Origin of the sequence: Pseudomonas brassicacearum (assembly GCF_918698105.1) — a bacterium.
GTDB classification, from domain to species: domain Bacteria; phylum Pseudomonadota; class Gammaproteobacteria; order Pseudomonadales; family Pseudomonadaceae; genus Aquipseudomonas; species Aquipseudomonas brassicacearum_F.
Genome location: NZ_CAKKMI010000079.1, coordinates 1 through 16,013 on the forward strand (window position 1 = coordinate 1; position 16,013 = coordinate 16,013).

Annotated in this window: 14 protein-coding genes and 1 pseudogene; 4 read left to right on the plus strand and 11 right to left on the minus strand. The window is 62.1% G+C overall.

Annotated features, from left to right (window positions below; genetic code table 11):
- Positions 1–547: 547 nt before the first annotated feature.
- Both LQ215_RS24070 and LQ215_RS24075 read right to left on the minus strand, forming a co-directional pair.
- Entirely contained in the window at positions 548–751 is a 204-nt protein-coding gene (locus LQ215_RS24070; RefSeq protein ID WP_230152908.1) for a nucleoid-structuring protein H-NS, read from the minus strand.
- 191 nt (positions 752–942) lie between these two features.
- Positions 943–1,221, minus strand: a complete 279-nt coding sequence (locus LQ215_RS24075; protein WP_230152887.1) for a DUF3509 domain-containing protein — start codon at positions 1,219–1,221, stop codon at positions 943–945.
- A gap of 353 nt (positions 1,222–1,574) precedes the next feature.
- Between LQ215_RS24075 and LQ215_RS24080 the strand changes: the two genes are divergently transcribed.
- From LQ215_RS24080 to LQ215_RS24095, 4 genes are all read left to right on the plus strand, one after another.
- Positions 1,575–3,413: a long-chain-acyl-CoA synthetase gene (locus LQ215_RS24080; protein WP_230152888.1), complete on the plus strand. Its 1,839-nt coding sequence runs from the start codon at positions 1,575–1,577 to the stop codon at positions 3,411–3,413.
- 94 nt (positions 3,414–3,507) lie between these two features.
- The gene (locus tag LQ215_RS24085; protein WP_230152889.1) at positions 3,508–4,026 is read left to right on the plus strand and encodes an ankyrin repeat domain-containing protein; all 519 of its coding nucleotides are present in this window, start codon (positions 3,508–3,510) and stop codon (positions 4,024–4,026) included.
- Positions 4,027–4,157: 131 nt separating this feature from the next.
- The gene (locus tag LQ215_RS24090; protein WP_058546683.1) at positions 4,158–4,688 is read left to right on the plus strand and encodes a hypothetical protein; all 531 of its coding nucleotides are present in this window, start codon (positions 4,158–4,160) and stop codon (positions 4,686–4,688) included.
- A 71-nt stretch (positions 4,689–4,759) separates the two neighbouring features.
- Positions 4,760–4,951, plus strand: coding sequence for a PLDc N-terminal domain-containing protein (locus LQ215_RS24095; protein ID WP_003204476.1), 192 nt, complete (start codon positions 4,760–4,762; stop codon positions 4,949–4,951).
- Between the two features lie 60 nt (positions 4,952–5,011).
- Here LQ215_RS24095 and LQ215_RS24100 read toward each other — a convergent pair.
- From LQ215_RS24100 to gcl, 9 genes and pseudogenes are all read right to left on the minus strand, one after another.
- Positions 5,012–6,195, minus strand: a pseudogene (locus tag LQ215_RS24100) (MFS transporter).
- A gap of 252 nt (positions 6,196–6,447) precedes the next feature.
- Complete coding sequence (locus LQ215_RS24105) at positions 6,448–7,446, minus strand: sulfate ABC transporter substrate-binding protein (RefSeq protein ID WP_230152890.1); 999 nt, start codon at positions 7,444–7,446, stop codon at positions 6,448–6,450.
- Between the two features lie 92 nt (positions 7,447–7,538).
- On the minus strand, positions 7,539–8,363 hold the full coding sequence (locus LQ215_RS24110) for an ion transporter (RefSeq protein WP_230152891.1): 825 nt from the start codon (positions 8,361–8,363) through the stop codon (positions 7,539–7,541).
- Between the two features lie 20 nt (positions 8,364–8,383).
- Positions 8,384–9,286 (minus strand): urea transporter, encoded by a 903-nt coding sequence (locus tag LQ215_RS24115; protein WP_230152893.1) that lies wholly within the window; start codon positions 9,284–9,286, stop codon positions 8,384–8,386.
- Positions 9,287–9,400: 114 nt separating this feature from the next.
- Positions 9,401–10,816: a pyruvate kinase gene (pyk, locus tag LQ215_RS24120; protein WP_230152894.1), complete on the minus strand. Its 1,416-nt coding sequence runs from the start codon at positions 10,814–10,816 to the stop codon at positions 9,401–9,403.
- Positions 10,806–12,086 (minus strand): glycerate kinase type-2 family protein, encoded by a 1,281-nt coding sequence (locus tag LQ215_RS24125; RefSeq protein WP_230152895.1) that lies wholly within the window; start codon positions 12,084–12,086, stop codon positions 10,806–10,808. The genes pyk and LQ215_RS24125 overlap by 11 nt, the downstream gene beginning before the upstream one ends.
- A 147-nt stretch (positions 12,087–12,233) precedes the next feature.
- Complete coding sequence (locus tag LQ215_RS24130; protein WP_230152896.1) at positions 12,234–13,124, minus strand: 2-hydroxy-3-oxopropionate reductase; 891 nt, start codon at positions 13,122–13,124, stop codon at positions 12,234–12,236.
- A 164-nt stretch (positions 13,125–13,288) separates the two neighbouring features.
- A complete protein-coding gene (hyi, locus tag LQ215_RS24135; protein WP_230152897.1) occupies positions 13,289–14,071 on the minus strand; it encodes a hydroxypyruvate isomerase in 783 nt (260 codons plus the stop codon).
- Positions 14,072–14,221: 150 nt separating this feature from the next.
- Positions 14,222–15,997, minus strand: coding sequence for a glyoxylate carboligase (gene gcl / locus LQ215_RS24140; RefSeq protein WP_057451954.1), 1,776 nt, complete (start codon positions 15,995–15,997; stop codon positions 14,222–14,224).
- Between the last annotated feature and the right edge of the window lie 16 nt (positions 15,998–16,013).

Consider the following 16,013-nt stretch of genomic DNA (forward strand, 5'->3'; position numbering starts at 1 on the left):
CCCGAGATCCCTTGTGGGAGCCGAGCTTGCTCGCGATGAGGCCGGCACATCCAACATCACAGCAAACTGACCCACCGCTATCGCGAGCAAGCTAGCTCCCACAATGTGCCTGCGGTGAACACAAGACTCATGAACACCCAAATCCCCTGTGGGAGCCGAGCTTGCTCGCGATGAGGCCGGCACATCCAACATCACAGCAAACTGACCCACCGCTATCGCGAGCAAGCTAGCTCCTACAATGTGCCTGCGGTGAACACAAGACTCATGAACACCCAAATCCCCTGTGGGAGCCGAGCTTGCTCGCGATGAGGCCGGCACATCCAACATCACTGCAAACTGACCCACCGCCATCGCGAGCAAGCTCGCTCCCACAATGGGGCTGCGGTGAACACAAAGACTCATGAACACCCAAGATCTCTTGTGGGAGCCGAGCTTGCTCGCGATGAGGCCGGCACATCCAACATCACAGCAAACTGACCCACCGCCATCGCGAGCAAGCTTTGCTCCCACAGTTCTGATGGGTGTATGACCGGGAGAGCCAGGTCGGCTATAAGGCCGCCTCGGCGTGGACGTTGATCTCGGGCGCCCCGTTAACCACGCTGGCCGAACGCAGGCATTGTGGAGTGGGCATCCCGGCATGGATGCCGGGATAGCCGCGCTGGGCCATGGATTGCCCTTCGCGGCGGGCCCACGGAGCAATGCCGGAGTGAGGGCACACCGAGCCTAGGCGAGGTGCCAAGTGGTGGGGCATGTAGCGTTTTGCTTACTTTTGCGCTTCTCAAAAGTGAGCCGCCGTAAGGGCGGAACCCTAAGCAGCCATTACCGAAGAAACGGATATACACACCCAAGCGGGCTTTCCCAAGGCACAAAAAAACGGCGCTTCCCATTTCTGAAAGAAGCGCCGTTTTTTCAAGCAAACAGCACCGCGTTTTTTCAGCAGGCTCAAACGCTATGGTAAGTCGGCAGCGCAAACCGATGCTGGCTCTGCAACATGGTGATCTGCGGCAACTCGCTAGCCTGCTCAGCCAGGTCACGACGGATCGCGCTGATCGCCCAGGACAACTGATCCCCAGCATGCAGCTGAGCATAGGAAATCGTACGTTTGAACAGCTTGCCGTCGCTATTACGCAAGGTCAGCAGAATGCCGCCGTCCGGGCGGGGCTGGGTGGTCACTTCGTAGTTGGAAAACAGGGACGCAAACTTTTCTTGAATCATGTTCATAGTTGACTGCTCCATGGTATGGCAAACCGTGGAGGGGTAGTTGCACTGTCTGTGCCAGCACTTGGTTTTATATAAAACCCTTTAAAAACAATAAGTTATATTTTTCCTGTTTTTTTGATTTCGTGCATCTTGCATGAATAGCCATCGTGCATCCTGCATTTTGCGTGGTCGGGCCACGATATTTGGAACCAAATCGTTTCCCGGCGCTCACGCTTCGCCTGTCTCCGGCAGCGGATACAAAACATTGCAAAAACCGCGTGTACAGCGCCGCAATCGCGGGCGTACTTTCGAGCCAAAATCACCTGCCTGATAACAAGAACCGAGACCCACGAGGTCGAACGGGGAAGATCAACATGAGTCGTACACCCAGCGACGCGATTACCTGGGGCATGATGCTGCGCAAGTTGCCGGCCATTGCCAAAGCCGTCCCCCGGATCGTCAAAGGCATGAAGCAGGCCAACGTCCAGGACCCGACCCAGCCTTGCGGCCTCGGCTGGTGTTTCGAACAGGCCACGCAACGCAATCCCCAGGGCCCGGCACTGCTGTGCGGCGATACGGTGTTGAGTTATGCACAGGTCAACGCGCAGGCCAATCGCATCGCTCATTACCTGCTGGCCCAGGGCATCGGCAAGGGCGATTGCGTGGCGATATTCATCGAGAACCGGCCACAGCTGTTGATCAGCGTACTGGCTATGGCCAAGGTTGGCGCGGTCAGCGCCATGCTCAACACCTCGCAAACCGGCGATGCACTGGTGCACAGCCTGGCCCTGGTCAACCCGGTCGCGGTGGTGGTAGGGGATGAACGGGTCGCGGTCTTCAACGACATACGAGAGCGAACCAAAGTATCGAGCAGCAGGACCTGGTGGCTGGCGGATCAGGACAGCGCCGATATCCCGTCCGATGCCCCGTCCGGTTTCATCGACCTGATGGCTGGTAGCGAGGATTACCCAAGCGATAACCCAGCGTGCAGCCAGCAGGTTTTCTGCAACGACCCATGTTTTTATCTCTACACCTCAGGCACCACCGGGCTGCCCAAGGCCGGGGTGTTTCGCCATGGTCGCTGGATGCGCACGTCCACCAGCTTCGGCCTGATCGCCCTGGACATGCAGCCCGACGATGTCGTGTATTGCACTTTGCCGCTGTACCACGCCACCGGGCTGTGCGTGTGCTGGGGTGCGGCGATCTGTGGGGCGTCGGGGTTCGCGATTCGGCGCAAGTTCAGCGCCAGCCAGTTCTGGAGCGACGTGCGCCGTTACCGGGCGACCACGCTGGGGTATGTCGGTGAATTATGCCGCTACCTGATCGACCGGCCTGCCGCGGCCGATGACCGCCACCACGGTGTGAAGAAGATGATCGGCAACGGTCTGCGGCCCGGTGCCTGGTCGACCTTCAAGACCCGGTTTGGCATCGACCACATCTGTGAGCTGTATGCCGCCAGCGACGGCAATATCGGTTTCACCAACATCCTGAATTTCGACAACACCATCGGTTTTTCCCTGATGGGCTGGGAATTGGTGCAGTACGACCATGCCAGCGGCCTGCCGTTGCGCAACCTGCAAGGTCGCATGCAAAAAGTGCCCAGGGGCCAACCGGGCCTGCTGCTGGCGCGGATCGACGAGAAGGCGCCACTGGATGGCTACACCGATCAGGCCTTGACCGAAAAAACCATCTGCCGGGATGTCTTTGCGCCGGGCGACCGTTACTTCAACACCGGCGACTTGCTGCGCAATATCGGCTTCGGTCACGGGCAGTTCGTTGATCGCCTCGGCGACACCTATCGCTGGAAAGGCGAAAACGTCTCCACCACGGAAGTCGAAAATGTACTGTTGCAACATCCGCAGGTGGCCGAGGCGGTGGCTTATGGTGTGGAGATCAATGGCACCAATGGCCGTGCCGGCATGGCGGCAATCACCCCGTCCGAATCCCTGGCGACCTTGGATTTCAGCGAGCTGTTGCAGTTTCTGCAATGCAAGCTGCCTGCCTATGCCGTGCCGCTGTTCCTGCGCATCAAGGTGAAAATGGACACCACCGGCACCTTCAAGTACCAGAAGACCCGCCTCAAGGCCGAAGCATTCGACCCATGCGTCACCGGGGATGAGCCGGTCTACGCCTGGCTGCCGGGCACCGATACCTACGTGCGGGTGGATCGCCAGTTGGCAGTTCGGATTCAGGGCGGACAATTGCGTTATTGATTCTGGCTATGACCGGCACAGTGAAAAAAGGGATGACAGCGCCCGGGTCCCTCGGGAAACTAGCCGCTTTGCGAAGACCCGAGTGGAGTTTCCCATGTCCGATACAAGCCGCCAGATGACCCCGGAAGAGGCTGCGGAGTTTGCCGAGCAGGTGTTCAACGTCGCACGCCAGGGTGATGCGGCCATGATGGCCGCGTTGCTGAGCAAGGGCCTGCCGCCCAACCTGCGTAACCACAAGGGCGACACCTTGTTGATGTTGGCCGCTTACCACGGGCATGTGGAAACGGTGAAAGTGTTGCTGGAGCACAAGGCCGATCCGGAAATCCGCAACGACAACGGCCAGAGCCCGATTGCCGGCGCGGCGTTCAAGGGCGACCTGGCAGTGGTTTCGGCGCTGGTGGAGGGCGGCGCGCAGGTGGAAGGTTCTTCCTTCGACGGTCGCACCGCATTGATGATGGCGGCGATGTTCAACCGGGTGGAAATCGTCGACTACCTGATCGGTAAAGGTGCCGACCCGAAAGCCAAGGATGCCAACGGCGTCTCGGCTCTCGATGCCGCCAAGACCATGGGCGCGGTGGACACCACGGCGCAGTTGGAAAAGTTGCTGGGCTGATAGGCCTAAAGCCGATCCGGACCGCTTTTGTGGCGAGGGAGCTTGCTCCCTCGCCACAGGTTCCTGACTCAACCGATGTGATGCGCTATCCTGCCCGCCCTCAAAACACCCTTCGCCACAGGATTCACCCCATGAAAGCCGCCCTCATCGAACTCATCGGTAAAATCAGCTCCGGCTGCCTCGGCGAGGCGGACATTGCGAAAATCGCTGACGAAGCGGCCCAGGCCTACGCCGATCCGACGGCTTTCCTGGCGGCCAACCCCGATATCAACTACGACGACACGTTCCCGATCCCGTTGGGTGAGTGGGTGGTGGTGGGCAGCCTGCCGGACACCGTGCTGTTCCAGGCCGACACCTACGTGGACCTGTTCGAACAGATCGTCGCCTCGTTCGGCCCCGGCGTGGCGTTCAACCTCAAGCCCAAGCAACTGGCAAAAACCGAAGCCCTGACCGCGCTAAACCGCATCCAGATCCAGATGAGCAGCCTGAACAAGGAAAACGGCGGCTACGTGCTGATGAACTTCAGCCAGTTGCTCGACGATGAATTGCAGATGGTGCTGGTGTACGGCAACGACGTGCCGCGGGTGCTGGAATTGTGTGCCGAAGTCGGTATCGCCGCCGCGCCGGCCCTCGAAGCCCTCAAGGTCGCGGTCCACGTCTGAAGCAATAAAACGGAACCCTTGCTGGCGGCCCGCTATCCTAAGGGTGCATATCACCATCTGGGAGCGACACCATGGGTTCCACCTTCAACGGCCTGGTCGGCCTGATCATCCTGGCGCTCGATATCTGGGCGATCATCAACGTACTCAAGAGTGGCGCGGAAACCGGGATGAAAATCCTCTGGGTGCTATTGATCCTGCTGTTGCCGGTGCTGGGCCTGATCATCTGGGCAATTGCCGGGCCGCGTGGCAACGTGCGGATTTGACACGCTCCACCAAAAAGCCCGGGCGCTGAAGGCGACCGGGCTTTTTTATGCGTGGGGAATTCAGGCCGTCGCCAGGGACGGCTTGTGCGCGGCGCTCAAGAAACGCAGCAAGGCCAACAGCGGGAAGGCACTGCCGACGATCACCACCCACAACCAGCCGCCGTGTTCGTACACCGCACTGGCAATCGATGAGCCGAAGGCGCCACCGACGAAGATGCTGGTCATGTACAGCGCGTTCAGCCGGCTGCGACTCCTGGCATCAAGGGCGTAGATGGTGCGCTGGCCCAGGACCAAGTTCATCTGCACACAGAAATCCAGGACCACGCCGGTCACCGCCAGGCCGATCACGCTGTAGAGCGGATGGATGAACGCCGGCAGGAAACTCAGGCTGGCGAACAGCATCGCCAGCAGCGAGGCTTTGTGGGTATGGCCGGCATCGGCCAGGCGACCGGCGATGGGCGCGGCGATGGCGCCAACAGGGCGATTTCAGTCTGGGACAGGCCATGGTTGCGTGACAGCTCCAGTGGCACGGCGGTCCAGAACAGGCTGAACGTGGCGAACATGCAGGCTTGATAGAACGCCCGTTGCCGCAACAGCGGTTGTTGGCGCAGCAGGGTGCCGAGCGAGCCGAGCAGTTGGCCATAAGAGGCGCTGTGGTCGGGCTGGCGCTTGGGCACGGTCAGTGCCAGGACGATGCTGATGGCGGCCATCAACGCGGCGGCGATGATGAACATGGCCCGCCAGCCGAAGTGATCGGCCACGATGCTGGAGACTGGCCGCGCCAGCAGGATCCCCAGCAGCAGGCCGCCCATGATCCCACCCACGACCCGACCTCGGGTCTGCTCCGGCGCCAGGTGCGCGGCCAGCGGAATCAGGACTTGCACCGACACCGAACTGAACCCCACCAACAGCGAAACCAACAGGAATACGTTCGGTTGATCGGTGAACGCTGCCCCTAACAAACTGGCGATCGCCACCACGGTGGTGATGATCATCAGCCGACGGTTTTCCAGCAAGTCCCCCAGCGGCACCAGGAAAAACAGGCCCAAGGCATAACCGATCTGGGTCAGCGAGACGATCAGGCTGGCCATGGTGCTGCTCAGGCCTACGTCGGGAGCGATCAATTCGATGATGGGTTGGGCGTAGTAGATGTTGGCGACGATGGCGCCGCAGCAGAAGGCGAAGAGCAGGACCATGCCGCGGGTCAGGGGGGCGCCGGGCGAGGTGGGGGAATGAGCACTCATGGCAATCTCGTCAGTGAACAGGAAAGATGGCGCGAGGCTAAAGCGTTATGGGGCCCTGGAACAGGGCTTGTGGTTGATAGCAATCATGCCTGCGGTTGATGACGGTTGCTGCGATGAGGATTTTTTCGTGGCGAGGGAGCTTGCTCCCGCTGGGCTGCGTAGCGGCCCCATTCTGGCGGTCGCTGCGCAACCGAGCGGGAGCAAGCTCCCTCGCCACAAAAGCTTGCATGCAATCCTGGTTGAATCAGCGTCTCACTGCCCGCTGTAGATCTGGTCGAAAACCCCACCGTCATTGAAGTGGGTCTTCTGCACCGTGCGCCAGTCGCCGAAGGTCTTTTCCACCGACAGGAAATCCACTTTCGGGAAGCGGTCGGTATATTTGGCCAGTACCGCCGGGTCCCGCGGACGCAGGTAGTTGGCGGCGGCGATTTCCTGGCCTTCGGGCGACCACAGGTACTTGAGGTACGCCTCGGCGGCTTCGCGGGAGCCTTTTTTCTCGACAACCTTGTCGACCACGCTGACCGGCGGCTCGGCCTCGGCGGAAACGCTCGGGTAGACCACTTCGAACTGGTCGCGGCCGAATTCGCGGGCGATCATTTCCGCTTCGTTTTCAAAGGTCACCAGCACGTCGCCGATCTGGTTGGTCATGAAGGTGGTGGTCGCGGCGCGACCGCCGGTGTCCAGTACCGGCGCTTGCTTGAACAGCTTGCCGACAAAGTCCTTGGCCTTGTTCTCGTCACCGCCATTTTTCAGCACGTAACCCCAGGCCGACAGGTAGGTGTAGCGACCGTTGCCGGAGGTTTTCGGGTTCGGCACGATCACCTGCACACCGTCCTTGAGCAGGTCGGGCCAGTCTTTCAAGGCTTTTGGGTTGCCCTTGCGCACGATGAACACCGTGGCCGAGGTGAACGGCGCGCTGTTGTTCGGCAGGCGGGTGACCCAGTTTTCGGGCACCAGTTTGCCGTTGTCCGCCAGGGCGTTGATGTCGGTGGCCATGTTCATGGTGATGACATCCGCCGGCAGCCCGTCGATCACCGAGCGTGCCTGCTTGCTGGAGCCGCCGAAGGACATCTGCACGGTGATGTTTTCGTTGTGCTCGGCCTGCCAGTGTTTCTGGAAGGCGGCGTTGTAGTCCTTGTAGAAATCGCGCATCACGTCGTAGGACACGTTGAGCAGGGTCGGGGCGGCGTGGGCGACGCTGCCGAAGGTCAGGCCGACGGCGAGAAGGGAGGCGCCAAAGAAGTTCTTCACTGCGAATTCCTTTTTATCAACGGGGTTCCGGGCAATTAGCCAGCACACTAGCGGCAAGCCTATAGACCTTCAAGCATCAAAAAGTGCTTTGCTTATTCCAATTTCTTAAACAGCGCATTGCCACAACGGGAGCAGAAAGCGGCACCGTGTTCGTGGTTGTTTTTGCTGCATACCGGGCAATCATGCTGGAGTTGGTCGCCGCGCATGGCCGTGGCCAGTTCCGCCGTGAAAATACCCGTCGGCACGGCGATGATCGAATAGCCGGTGATCATTACCAGGGATGACACCACCTGGCCCAGAGGCGTCGTGGGCACGATGTCGCCGAAGCCCACGGTGGTGAGTGTCACGATAGCCCAATAGATGCCCTTGGGAATGCTGGTGAAACCGTTCTGGGGGCCTTCGATCACGTACATCAGCGTGCCGAAGACAGTCACCAGGGTCGAGACGCTGACCAGGAACACGATGATTTTCTGCTTGCTCCCTCGCAGCGCCGCCATCAGGTAGTTGGCCTGCTTGAGGTAAGGACTGAGCTTGAGCACCCGGAAAATCCGCAGCATGCGGATGATCCGAATGATCAACAGGTATTGGGCATCGCTGTAGTACAGCGCCAGGATCCCCGGCACGATCGCCAGCAGGTCCACCAGCCCATAGAAACTGAAGGCATAGCGCAGCGGCTTGGGCGAGCAGTACAGGCGCAGGCCGTACTCGACGATGAAGACGAAGGTGAAGCCCCATTCGATACCGGCCAGCAGGGTGGCGTAGTTTTTGTGCACGCTGTCGATGCTGTCGAGCATCACGATCACCAGGCTGGCGAGGATGATCAACAGCAAGGTGCTGTCGAAGCGCCGACCGGCCACGGTGTCGGTCTGGAAAATGATCACGTAGAGGCGTTCACGCCAGTTGCTGCTGCTTTGCATAATCTTCGCCTGAGCCGGAATCAACGAAGCCTAGGGCGATTGACCCGCAGAGCGCAAGGCGTGGTGTCGAGACTGGCCTGGCGCCACGCTCGGCCGGTGGCCTGGATCAGCCAACAGGCGAGGATGAACGGTGCTGTCAGCGGGGGCAGGCCAAGGCTGATAAAACCAGGTGTGAGCATGACCGCCAGAAGAATGCCCGCCAGCGGCAGCCAGGGTTGGCGGCGCTGTTGGCTGAGGGCCAGCGCCACCAACACCGGGTTATAGCCGCCGAGCCCGCAAAGTGCGGTTGCGTTTTCATGCTGCAACAAGGCGAAGGCCAGGCCCGCGGCGGAACCGAACAATGCCCAAGCGGCAGCGCGACGGTCGGCCAGCAGCAAGCCCGCCGCGATCAACGCACCTGCCGCCGGATGGCCGAGAAACATGACTTGGCCCAGCCCGCTCAAATGCGCGGCCAGCAGGTTGGGTATCGTCATTTCAATCGAGGTGGTTGGAGGCGGCGACAGGGTGAAGCTCATCAGCAGCCAAGCCAACCCTACAAAAGGCGCAGTGTAGGCGGACAGGCAGCGAGGGCCTTGGGTGCGCTTGAGCCATTGCTGGGTCAGCATCGCGCTGAGACCGCCTGCGGCGAGGATCAACGGTGGCAACAGGACGGACCAGGGCAATACAAGGCTCAGCAACATGCCCAGCAGGATGCCGTTGTAGCTGAACAGCCCGGCTTGCCGGTCGGCCTTGGCGTAACCGCGGCGCTGGGCCGTGAGCAAACCGGCCACCCCACCGAGCAACGCGCCGCCGAACAGGCTGGGGGCGGTGAACAGAATCGCCAGCAGGCACAGCAGGCCGCACAGCGGATGGCGCTGGAGGAAGACTTGGCTGAAGCCGTTGAGCAGGGCGGTGGCCCAGTCGGGGCAGTGGGGGTTGGGCATGGTAGGTGTGTCAGAGGGGCCGAGTTGACTTCATCGCGAGCAAGCTCGCTCCCACAGGGTTCTGCGGGTGCCCTTGTGGGAGCGAGCTTGCTCGCGATGAGGCCAGTACAGACGCTAGATCAACGTCTCAATGCGCAACGAATTGGTCGACCCCGGCTGCCCGAACGGCACGCCCGCCGTGATCAGCAAGGTATCGCCGCGCTGGGCCATGCCTTGGGCCTGGGCGATTTCCAGGGCGGTGGAACAGACCTCATCCACTTGCTTCAACCGCTCGTTGACCACCGAGTGCACGCCCCAGGCCACCGTCAGGCGGCGAGCGGCCTGCAGGTTCGGCGTGAGGTTGAGGATCGGCACTGTCGGCCGTTCCCGCGCCGCCCGCAGGCTGGAGCTGCCCGATTCGCTGTAGTTCACCAGCACCGCCACCGGTAGCACATTGCTGATACGGCGGATCGCGCAACTGATGGCGTCCGACACCGTGGCCTCGGCTTTCGGCCGGCTGACGTCCAATTGCGCCTGGTAGTCGGGGCCGTTTTCCACTTGGCGGATGATCTTGCTCATCATCTGCACGGCTTCGAGGGGGTAGTCCCCAGAAGCGGTTTCCGCCGACAGCATCACCGCGTCGGCCCCCTCGGCCACGGCGTTGGCCACGTCAGTGACTTCGGCGCGGGTGGGCGCCGGGGAGAAACGCATCGACTCGAGCATCTGCGTCGCCACCACCACCGGTTTGCCGAGGGCGCGACAGGTGCCGATGATGTTCTTCTGGATCTGCGGCACATTCTCGGCCGGGACTTCGACGCCCAGGTCACCGCGAGCCACCATGATCGCGTCGCTCAATTCGGCGATTTCCCGCAGTTGGGTCACCGCCGACGGCTTCTCGATCTTCGCCATCAGGAACGCCTTGTCGCCGATCAGCGCGCGAGCCTCGTGGATGTCCTCGGGCCGCTGCACGAACGACAGCGCCACCCAGTCCACGCCCAGCTCCAGGCCGAAACTCAAGTCGCGCCGGTCCTTGGCGGTCAACGGGCTCAGCTCGAGCACGGCCTGGGGCACGTTCACGCCTTTGCGGTCCGACAGCTCGCCGCCGTTGAGCACTTCGGTGTCGATGGCGTCGCGGTGCCTGGCGGTCACGCGCAGGCGCAACTTGCCGTCGTCCAGCAGCAGGTCCATGCCGGGCTCCAGGGCCGCGATGATTTCCGGGTGGGGCAGGTTGACCCGGCGTTGATCACCGGGCGTCGGGTCCAGGTCCAGGCGCAGGGCCTGGCCGCGTTGCAGCAGGACCTTGCCGTCGGCGAACCGACCGACCCGCAGCTTCGGGCCTTGCAGGTCCATCAGGATGCCCAGCGGGTAATTGAGCTGCTGCTCGACCTCGCGAATCCACTGGTAGCGCTGGGCGTGGTCGGCATGCTCGCCGTGGCTGAAGTTCAGCCGGAAGATGTTCACGCCGGCCTGTACCAGCGCGCGGATGTCATCGATGCCGCGGGTGGCGGGGCCGAGGGTCGCGAGGATCTTGACCTTTTTATCAGGCGTCATGTTTAGGGTTCTCGAGGATCAGGATGGCGCGAAAGTCGTTGACGTTGGTGCGGGTCGGTTCGGTGACGATCAGCGCATCCAGGGCGGCGAAGTAGCCGTAGCCATTGTTGTTGTCCAACTCGTCGCTGGCGCTCAAGCCCAGTTCGGCGGCGCGGTGATAACTGTCCGGGGTCATGAGGGCACCGGCATTGTCTTCGGAACCGTCGATGCCGTCGGTGTCGCCGGCCAGTGCGTAGATGCCCGGATGACCCTTGAGGCTTTCGGTCAGGCTCAGCAGGAATTCGGCATTGCGCCCGCCACGGCCATCGCCACGCACGGTGACGGTGGTTTCGCCGCCGGAGAGGATCACGCACGGCGCCGCCAGTGGCTGGCCGTGCAGGGCGATTTGCCGGGCGATGCCGGCGTGGACTTTCGCCACCTCCCGGGATTCACCTTCCAGGTCGCCGAGGATCAATGGGCTGAAACCGGCCTGACGGGCCTTCACCGCTGCCGCCTCCAATGACTGCTGGGGGCGGGCGATCAATTGGAAATGGCTGCGGGCCAGGCTCGGGTCGCCGGGCTTGACGGTCTCCGATGCCGGGCTGTGCAGCCAGTCGCGCACCGACGCCGGCACTTCGATCTGGTAGCGCTGGAGAATCGCCAGGGCTTCGGCCGACGTGCTGGGGTCGGCCACGGTGGGGCCGGAGGCAATGACCGTGGCAAGATCCCCGGGCACATCGGAAATCGCGTAGGTGTACACCGTCGCCGGCCAGCAGGCCTTGCCCAGGCGCCCGCCCTTGATCGCCGAGAGGTGCTTGCGCACGCAATTCATCTCGCCGATGGTCGCGCCGGATTTGAGCAGGGCTTTGTTGATCGATTGCTTGTCGGCCAGGGTGATGCCTTCGGCGGGCAAGGCCAGCAGGGCAGAACCGCCGCCGGACAGCAGGAAGATCACCCGGTCGTCTTCGCTGAGGTTGCTGACCATTTCCAGCACCCGTTGGGCCACGGCCAAGCCGGCGGCGTCAGGCACCGGGTGAGCGGCTTCCACCACTTCGATTTTCTGGCAGGGCGCGCCATGGCCGTAGCGGGTTACTACCAGGCCAGACACTTCGCCTTGCCAGCAGCGCTCGACCACTTGCGCCATGGCCGCCGCGGCCTTGCCGGCACCGATGACGATCACCCGACCGCTGCGATCACCGGGCAGGTAGGGTTCAAGGACGTGGTACGGATGGGCCGCGTCGATGGCTGTGGCAAACAGCTCGCGCAGCAGTTGTTGCGGATCGACCGACATGGCGGGCTCCCGGTTTTTATTCTTAGTGTTGATGCGGACCCTGTGGGAGCGAGCTTGCTCGCGATAGCGGTGTGTCTGCTTGCATCCAGGTTGAATGTAGCGCCGTCATCGCGAGCAAGCTCGCTCCCACAGGGGGGAGTGCAGGGCTTATTTGTCGCGAATCGAGAAATTGGCCATGTGCTCCAACCCCTTGATCAACGCCGAGTGATCCCAATTGCTGCCACCAATGGCCGCGCAGGTGCTGAACACTTGCTGGGCGTTGGCGGTGTTGGGCAGGTTGATGTTCAGTTCCCTGGCGCCTTGCAGGGCCAGGTTCAGGTCCTTCTGGTGCAGGCTGATACGGAAGCCCGGGTCGAAGGTGCCCTTGATCATGCGTTCGCCGTGCACTTCGAGGATCTTCGACGAAGCGAAGCCGCCCATCAGCGCTTCACGGACCTTGGCCGGGTCGGCACCGTTTTTCGAGGCGAACAACAACGCTTCGGCGACCGCCTGGATGTTCAAGGCAACGATGATCTGGTTCGCGACTTTGGCGGTCTGGCCATCGCCGTTGCCACCCACCAGGGTGATGTTCTTGCCCATGGCTTGGAACAGCGGCAGGGCGCGGTCGAAGGCGGCGTTGTCGCCACCGACCATGATGCTCAGCGTCGCGGCCTTGGCACCGACTTCACCGCCGGACACCGGGGCGTCGAGGTACTGCGCGCCTTTTTCATTGATCTTCGCCGCGAAGGCCTTGGTGGCGGTAGGGGAGATCGAGCTCATGTCGATCACCACCTTGCTCGCGCCCACGCCCGCCGCCACGCCATCGGCGCGAAACAGCACGTCTTCGACCTGCGGGGTGTCCGGGACCATGACGATGATGAACTCGGCTTCCTGGGCCACTTCCTTCGGGTTGGCCAACGCCACTGCGCCACCGGCCACCAGGTCGGCCGGGGCCGGGTCGTGGTGCTGGGACAGGAACAGGCTGTGACCGGCCTTTTGCAGGTTCAATGCCATGGGGTGGCCCATGATGCCGGTGCCGATGAATCCGATTTTAGCCATGGAAAAATCCTCTCTTATTTAAAATGTCCCGGGTTTCTGTGGCGAGGGAGCTTGCTCCCGCTGGGCCGCGAAGCGGCCCCAGAAATCCATGTCGGGTGAAAAATCATGCGTCTGCTTCGCAGCCGAGCGGGAGCAAGCTCCCTCGCCACAAAAGCCCGCGCCAGTCAGATCGCGTTATGGGTTTTCAGCCAGCCCAATCCCGCTTCGGTGGTGGTCAACGGCTTGTATTCGCAGCCGACCCAACCCGTGTAGCCGATGCGGTCCAGGTGTTCGAACAGGAAGCGATAGTTGATCTCGCCCGTGCCCGGCTCGTTGCGGCCCGGGTTGTCCGCCAGTTGCACGTGGTTGATCTCGCCCAGGTGCGCCGACAGGGTCCGGGCCAGGTCACCTTCCATGATCTGCATGTGGTAGATGTCGTATTGCAGGAACAGGTTGGCGCTGCCCACCTGCTCGCGGATCGACAGGGCCTGGGCGGTGTTGTTCAGGTAGAAGCCGGGAATGTCGCGGGTGTTGATGGCTTCCATTACCAGCTTGATGCCCTTGGCCTGCAGCTTCTCGGCGGCGTATTTCAGGTTGGCGACGAAGGTTTTCTCCACCAGGGTTTCACTGCAGTTCTGCGGACGAATCCCGGCCAGGCAGTTGACCTGGGTGTTGCCCAGTACCTGGGCGTAGGCGATGGCCAGGTCGACACCGGCGCGGAATTCCTCGACCCGGTCCGGCAGGCAGGCAATGCCGCGCTCGCCCTTGGCCCAGTCGCCGGCCGGCAGGTTGAACAGCACTTGGGTCAGGCCGTTGGCGTCGAGCAAGGCCTTGAGTTCGGCGGAACTGTAGTCATACGGGAACAGGTACTCGACACCGCTGAAGCCAGCCTTGGCGGCGGCTTCGAAACGGGCGAGGAAATCCTGCTCGGTGAACAGCATGGACAGGTTGGCGGCGAAACGCGGCATGGTGGTCTCCTGTAGATAGTTGGCAGGCCCCCTGTGGGAGCGAGCTTGCTCCGGGCGGCGATCCGACGATAGCGGTGTATCTGCTTGCATCCATGTTGAATGTAGCGCCGTCATCGCGAGCAAGCTCGCTCCTACAGGGACGCCGTTCGGTCAGTCGAGTAGTGAAATGGCGGTCGGTGCATCGTTGCCCACCAGCGCCAGATCTTCAAACTCATTGACGGCGTTGATCTCGGTGCCCATGGAAATGTTGGTCACCCGTTCCAGGATGATCTCGACGATCACCGGCACCTTGAACTCCTCGATCATCGCCTGGGCCTGGCGCAGGGCCGGCTGGATACCGGACGGCTCGAACACCCGTAGCGCTTTGCATCCCAGGCCTTCGGCCACGGCAATGTGGTCCACGCCATAGCCGTTGAGCTCCGGTGCGTTGAGGTTGTCGAAGGACAGCTGCACGCAGTAGTCCATGTCGAACCCGCGCTGGGCCTGGCGAATCAAGCCCAGGTAGGAGTTGTTCACCACGACGTGGATGTAGGGCAGCTTGAACTGCGCACCCACCGCCAGCTCTTCGATCATGAACTGGAAGTCATAGTCGCCCGACAGCGCCACGACTTTGCGGCTCGGATCGGCCTTGACCACCCCCAGCGCGGCGGGAATGGTCCAGCCCAACGGCCCGGCCTGGCCGCAGTTGATCCAGTGGCGTGGCTTGTAGACGTGGAGGAACTGCGCCCCGGCGATCTGTGACAGGCCGATGGTGCTGACGTAGCAGGTGTCTTTGCCGAACACCTGGTTCATTTCTTCGTACACCCGCTGTGGCTTGACCGGCACGTTGTCGAAGTGCGTCTTGCGTTGCAGGCTGGCCTTGCGCTGCTGGCAGTCCTGCAACCAGGCGTCGCGGTTTTTCAGCTTGCCGGCGGCTTGCCATTCACGGGCCACTTCGATGAACACCGTCAGGGCCGAGGCGGCGTCGGAAACGATGCCCAGGTCGGGGGTGAAGACACGGCCGATCTGGGTCGGCTCGATGTCCACGTGAATGAACGTGCGGCCTTCGGTATAGACGTCCACCGAACCGGTGTGACGGTTGGCCCAGCGGTTGCCGACGCCCAGCACCACGTCCGACTTGAGCAAGGTGGCGTTGCCGTAGCGATGGGAGGTTTGCAGGCCGACCATGCCGACCATCAGCGGGTGATCGTCGGGGATGGTGCCCCAGCCCATCAAGGTGGGGATGACGGGAATGCCGGTCAGTTCGGCGAACTCCACCAGCAGGTCGCTGGCATCGGCGTTGATGATGCCGCCGCCGGCCACCAGCAACGGGCGCTCAGCCTGATTGAGCATCGCCAGGGCTTTCTCGATCTGCACGCGGTTGGCCGCCGGTTTGGCCAGGGGCAGTGGCTGGTAGGCGTCGATGTCGAATTCGATCTCGGCCATCTGCACGTCGAACGGCAGGTCGATCAGCACCGGGCCCGGACGGCCGGAGCGCATCTCGAAGAACGCCTTCTGGAAGGCGTAGGGCACCTGGCCCGGCTCCAGGACAGTGGTTGCCCACTTGGTCACGGGTTTGACGATGCTGGTGATGTCCACCGCCTGGAAATCTTCCTTGTGCATACGGGCGCGGGGCGCTTGCCCGGTGATGCACAGGATCGGGATCGAATCGGCCGAGGCGCTGTAGAGCCCGGTCACCATGTCGGTGCCGGCCGGGCCCGAGGTGCCGATGCACACACCAATATTGCCGGCCTTGGTGCGGGTGTAGCCCTCGGCCATGTGCGAGGCGCCTTCAACGTGGCGAGCAAGGACATGATCGATGCCACCTACCTTCTGCAGGGCGGAGTACAGCGGGTTGATCGCGGCACCCGGGATACCGAAGGCAGTGTCCACGCCTTCACGGCGCATGACGAGGACGGCGGCTTCGATTGCTCTCATTTTGCTCATTGTTTTGTGCCTCTTA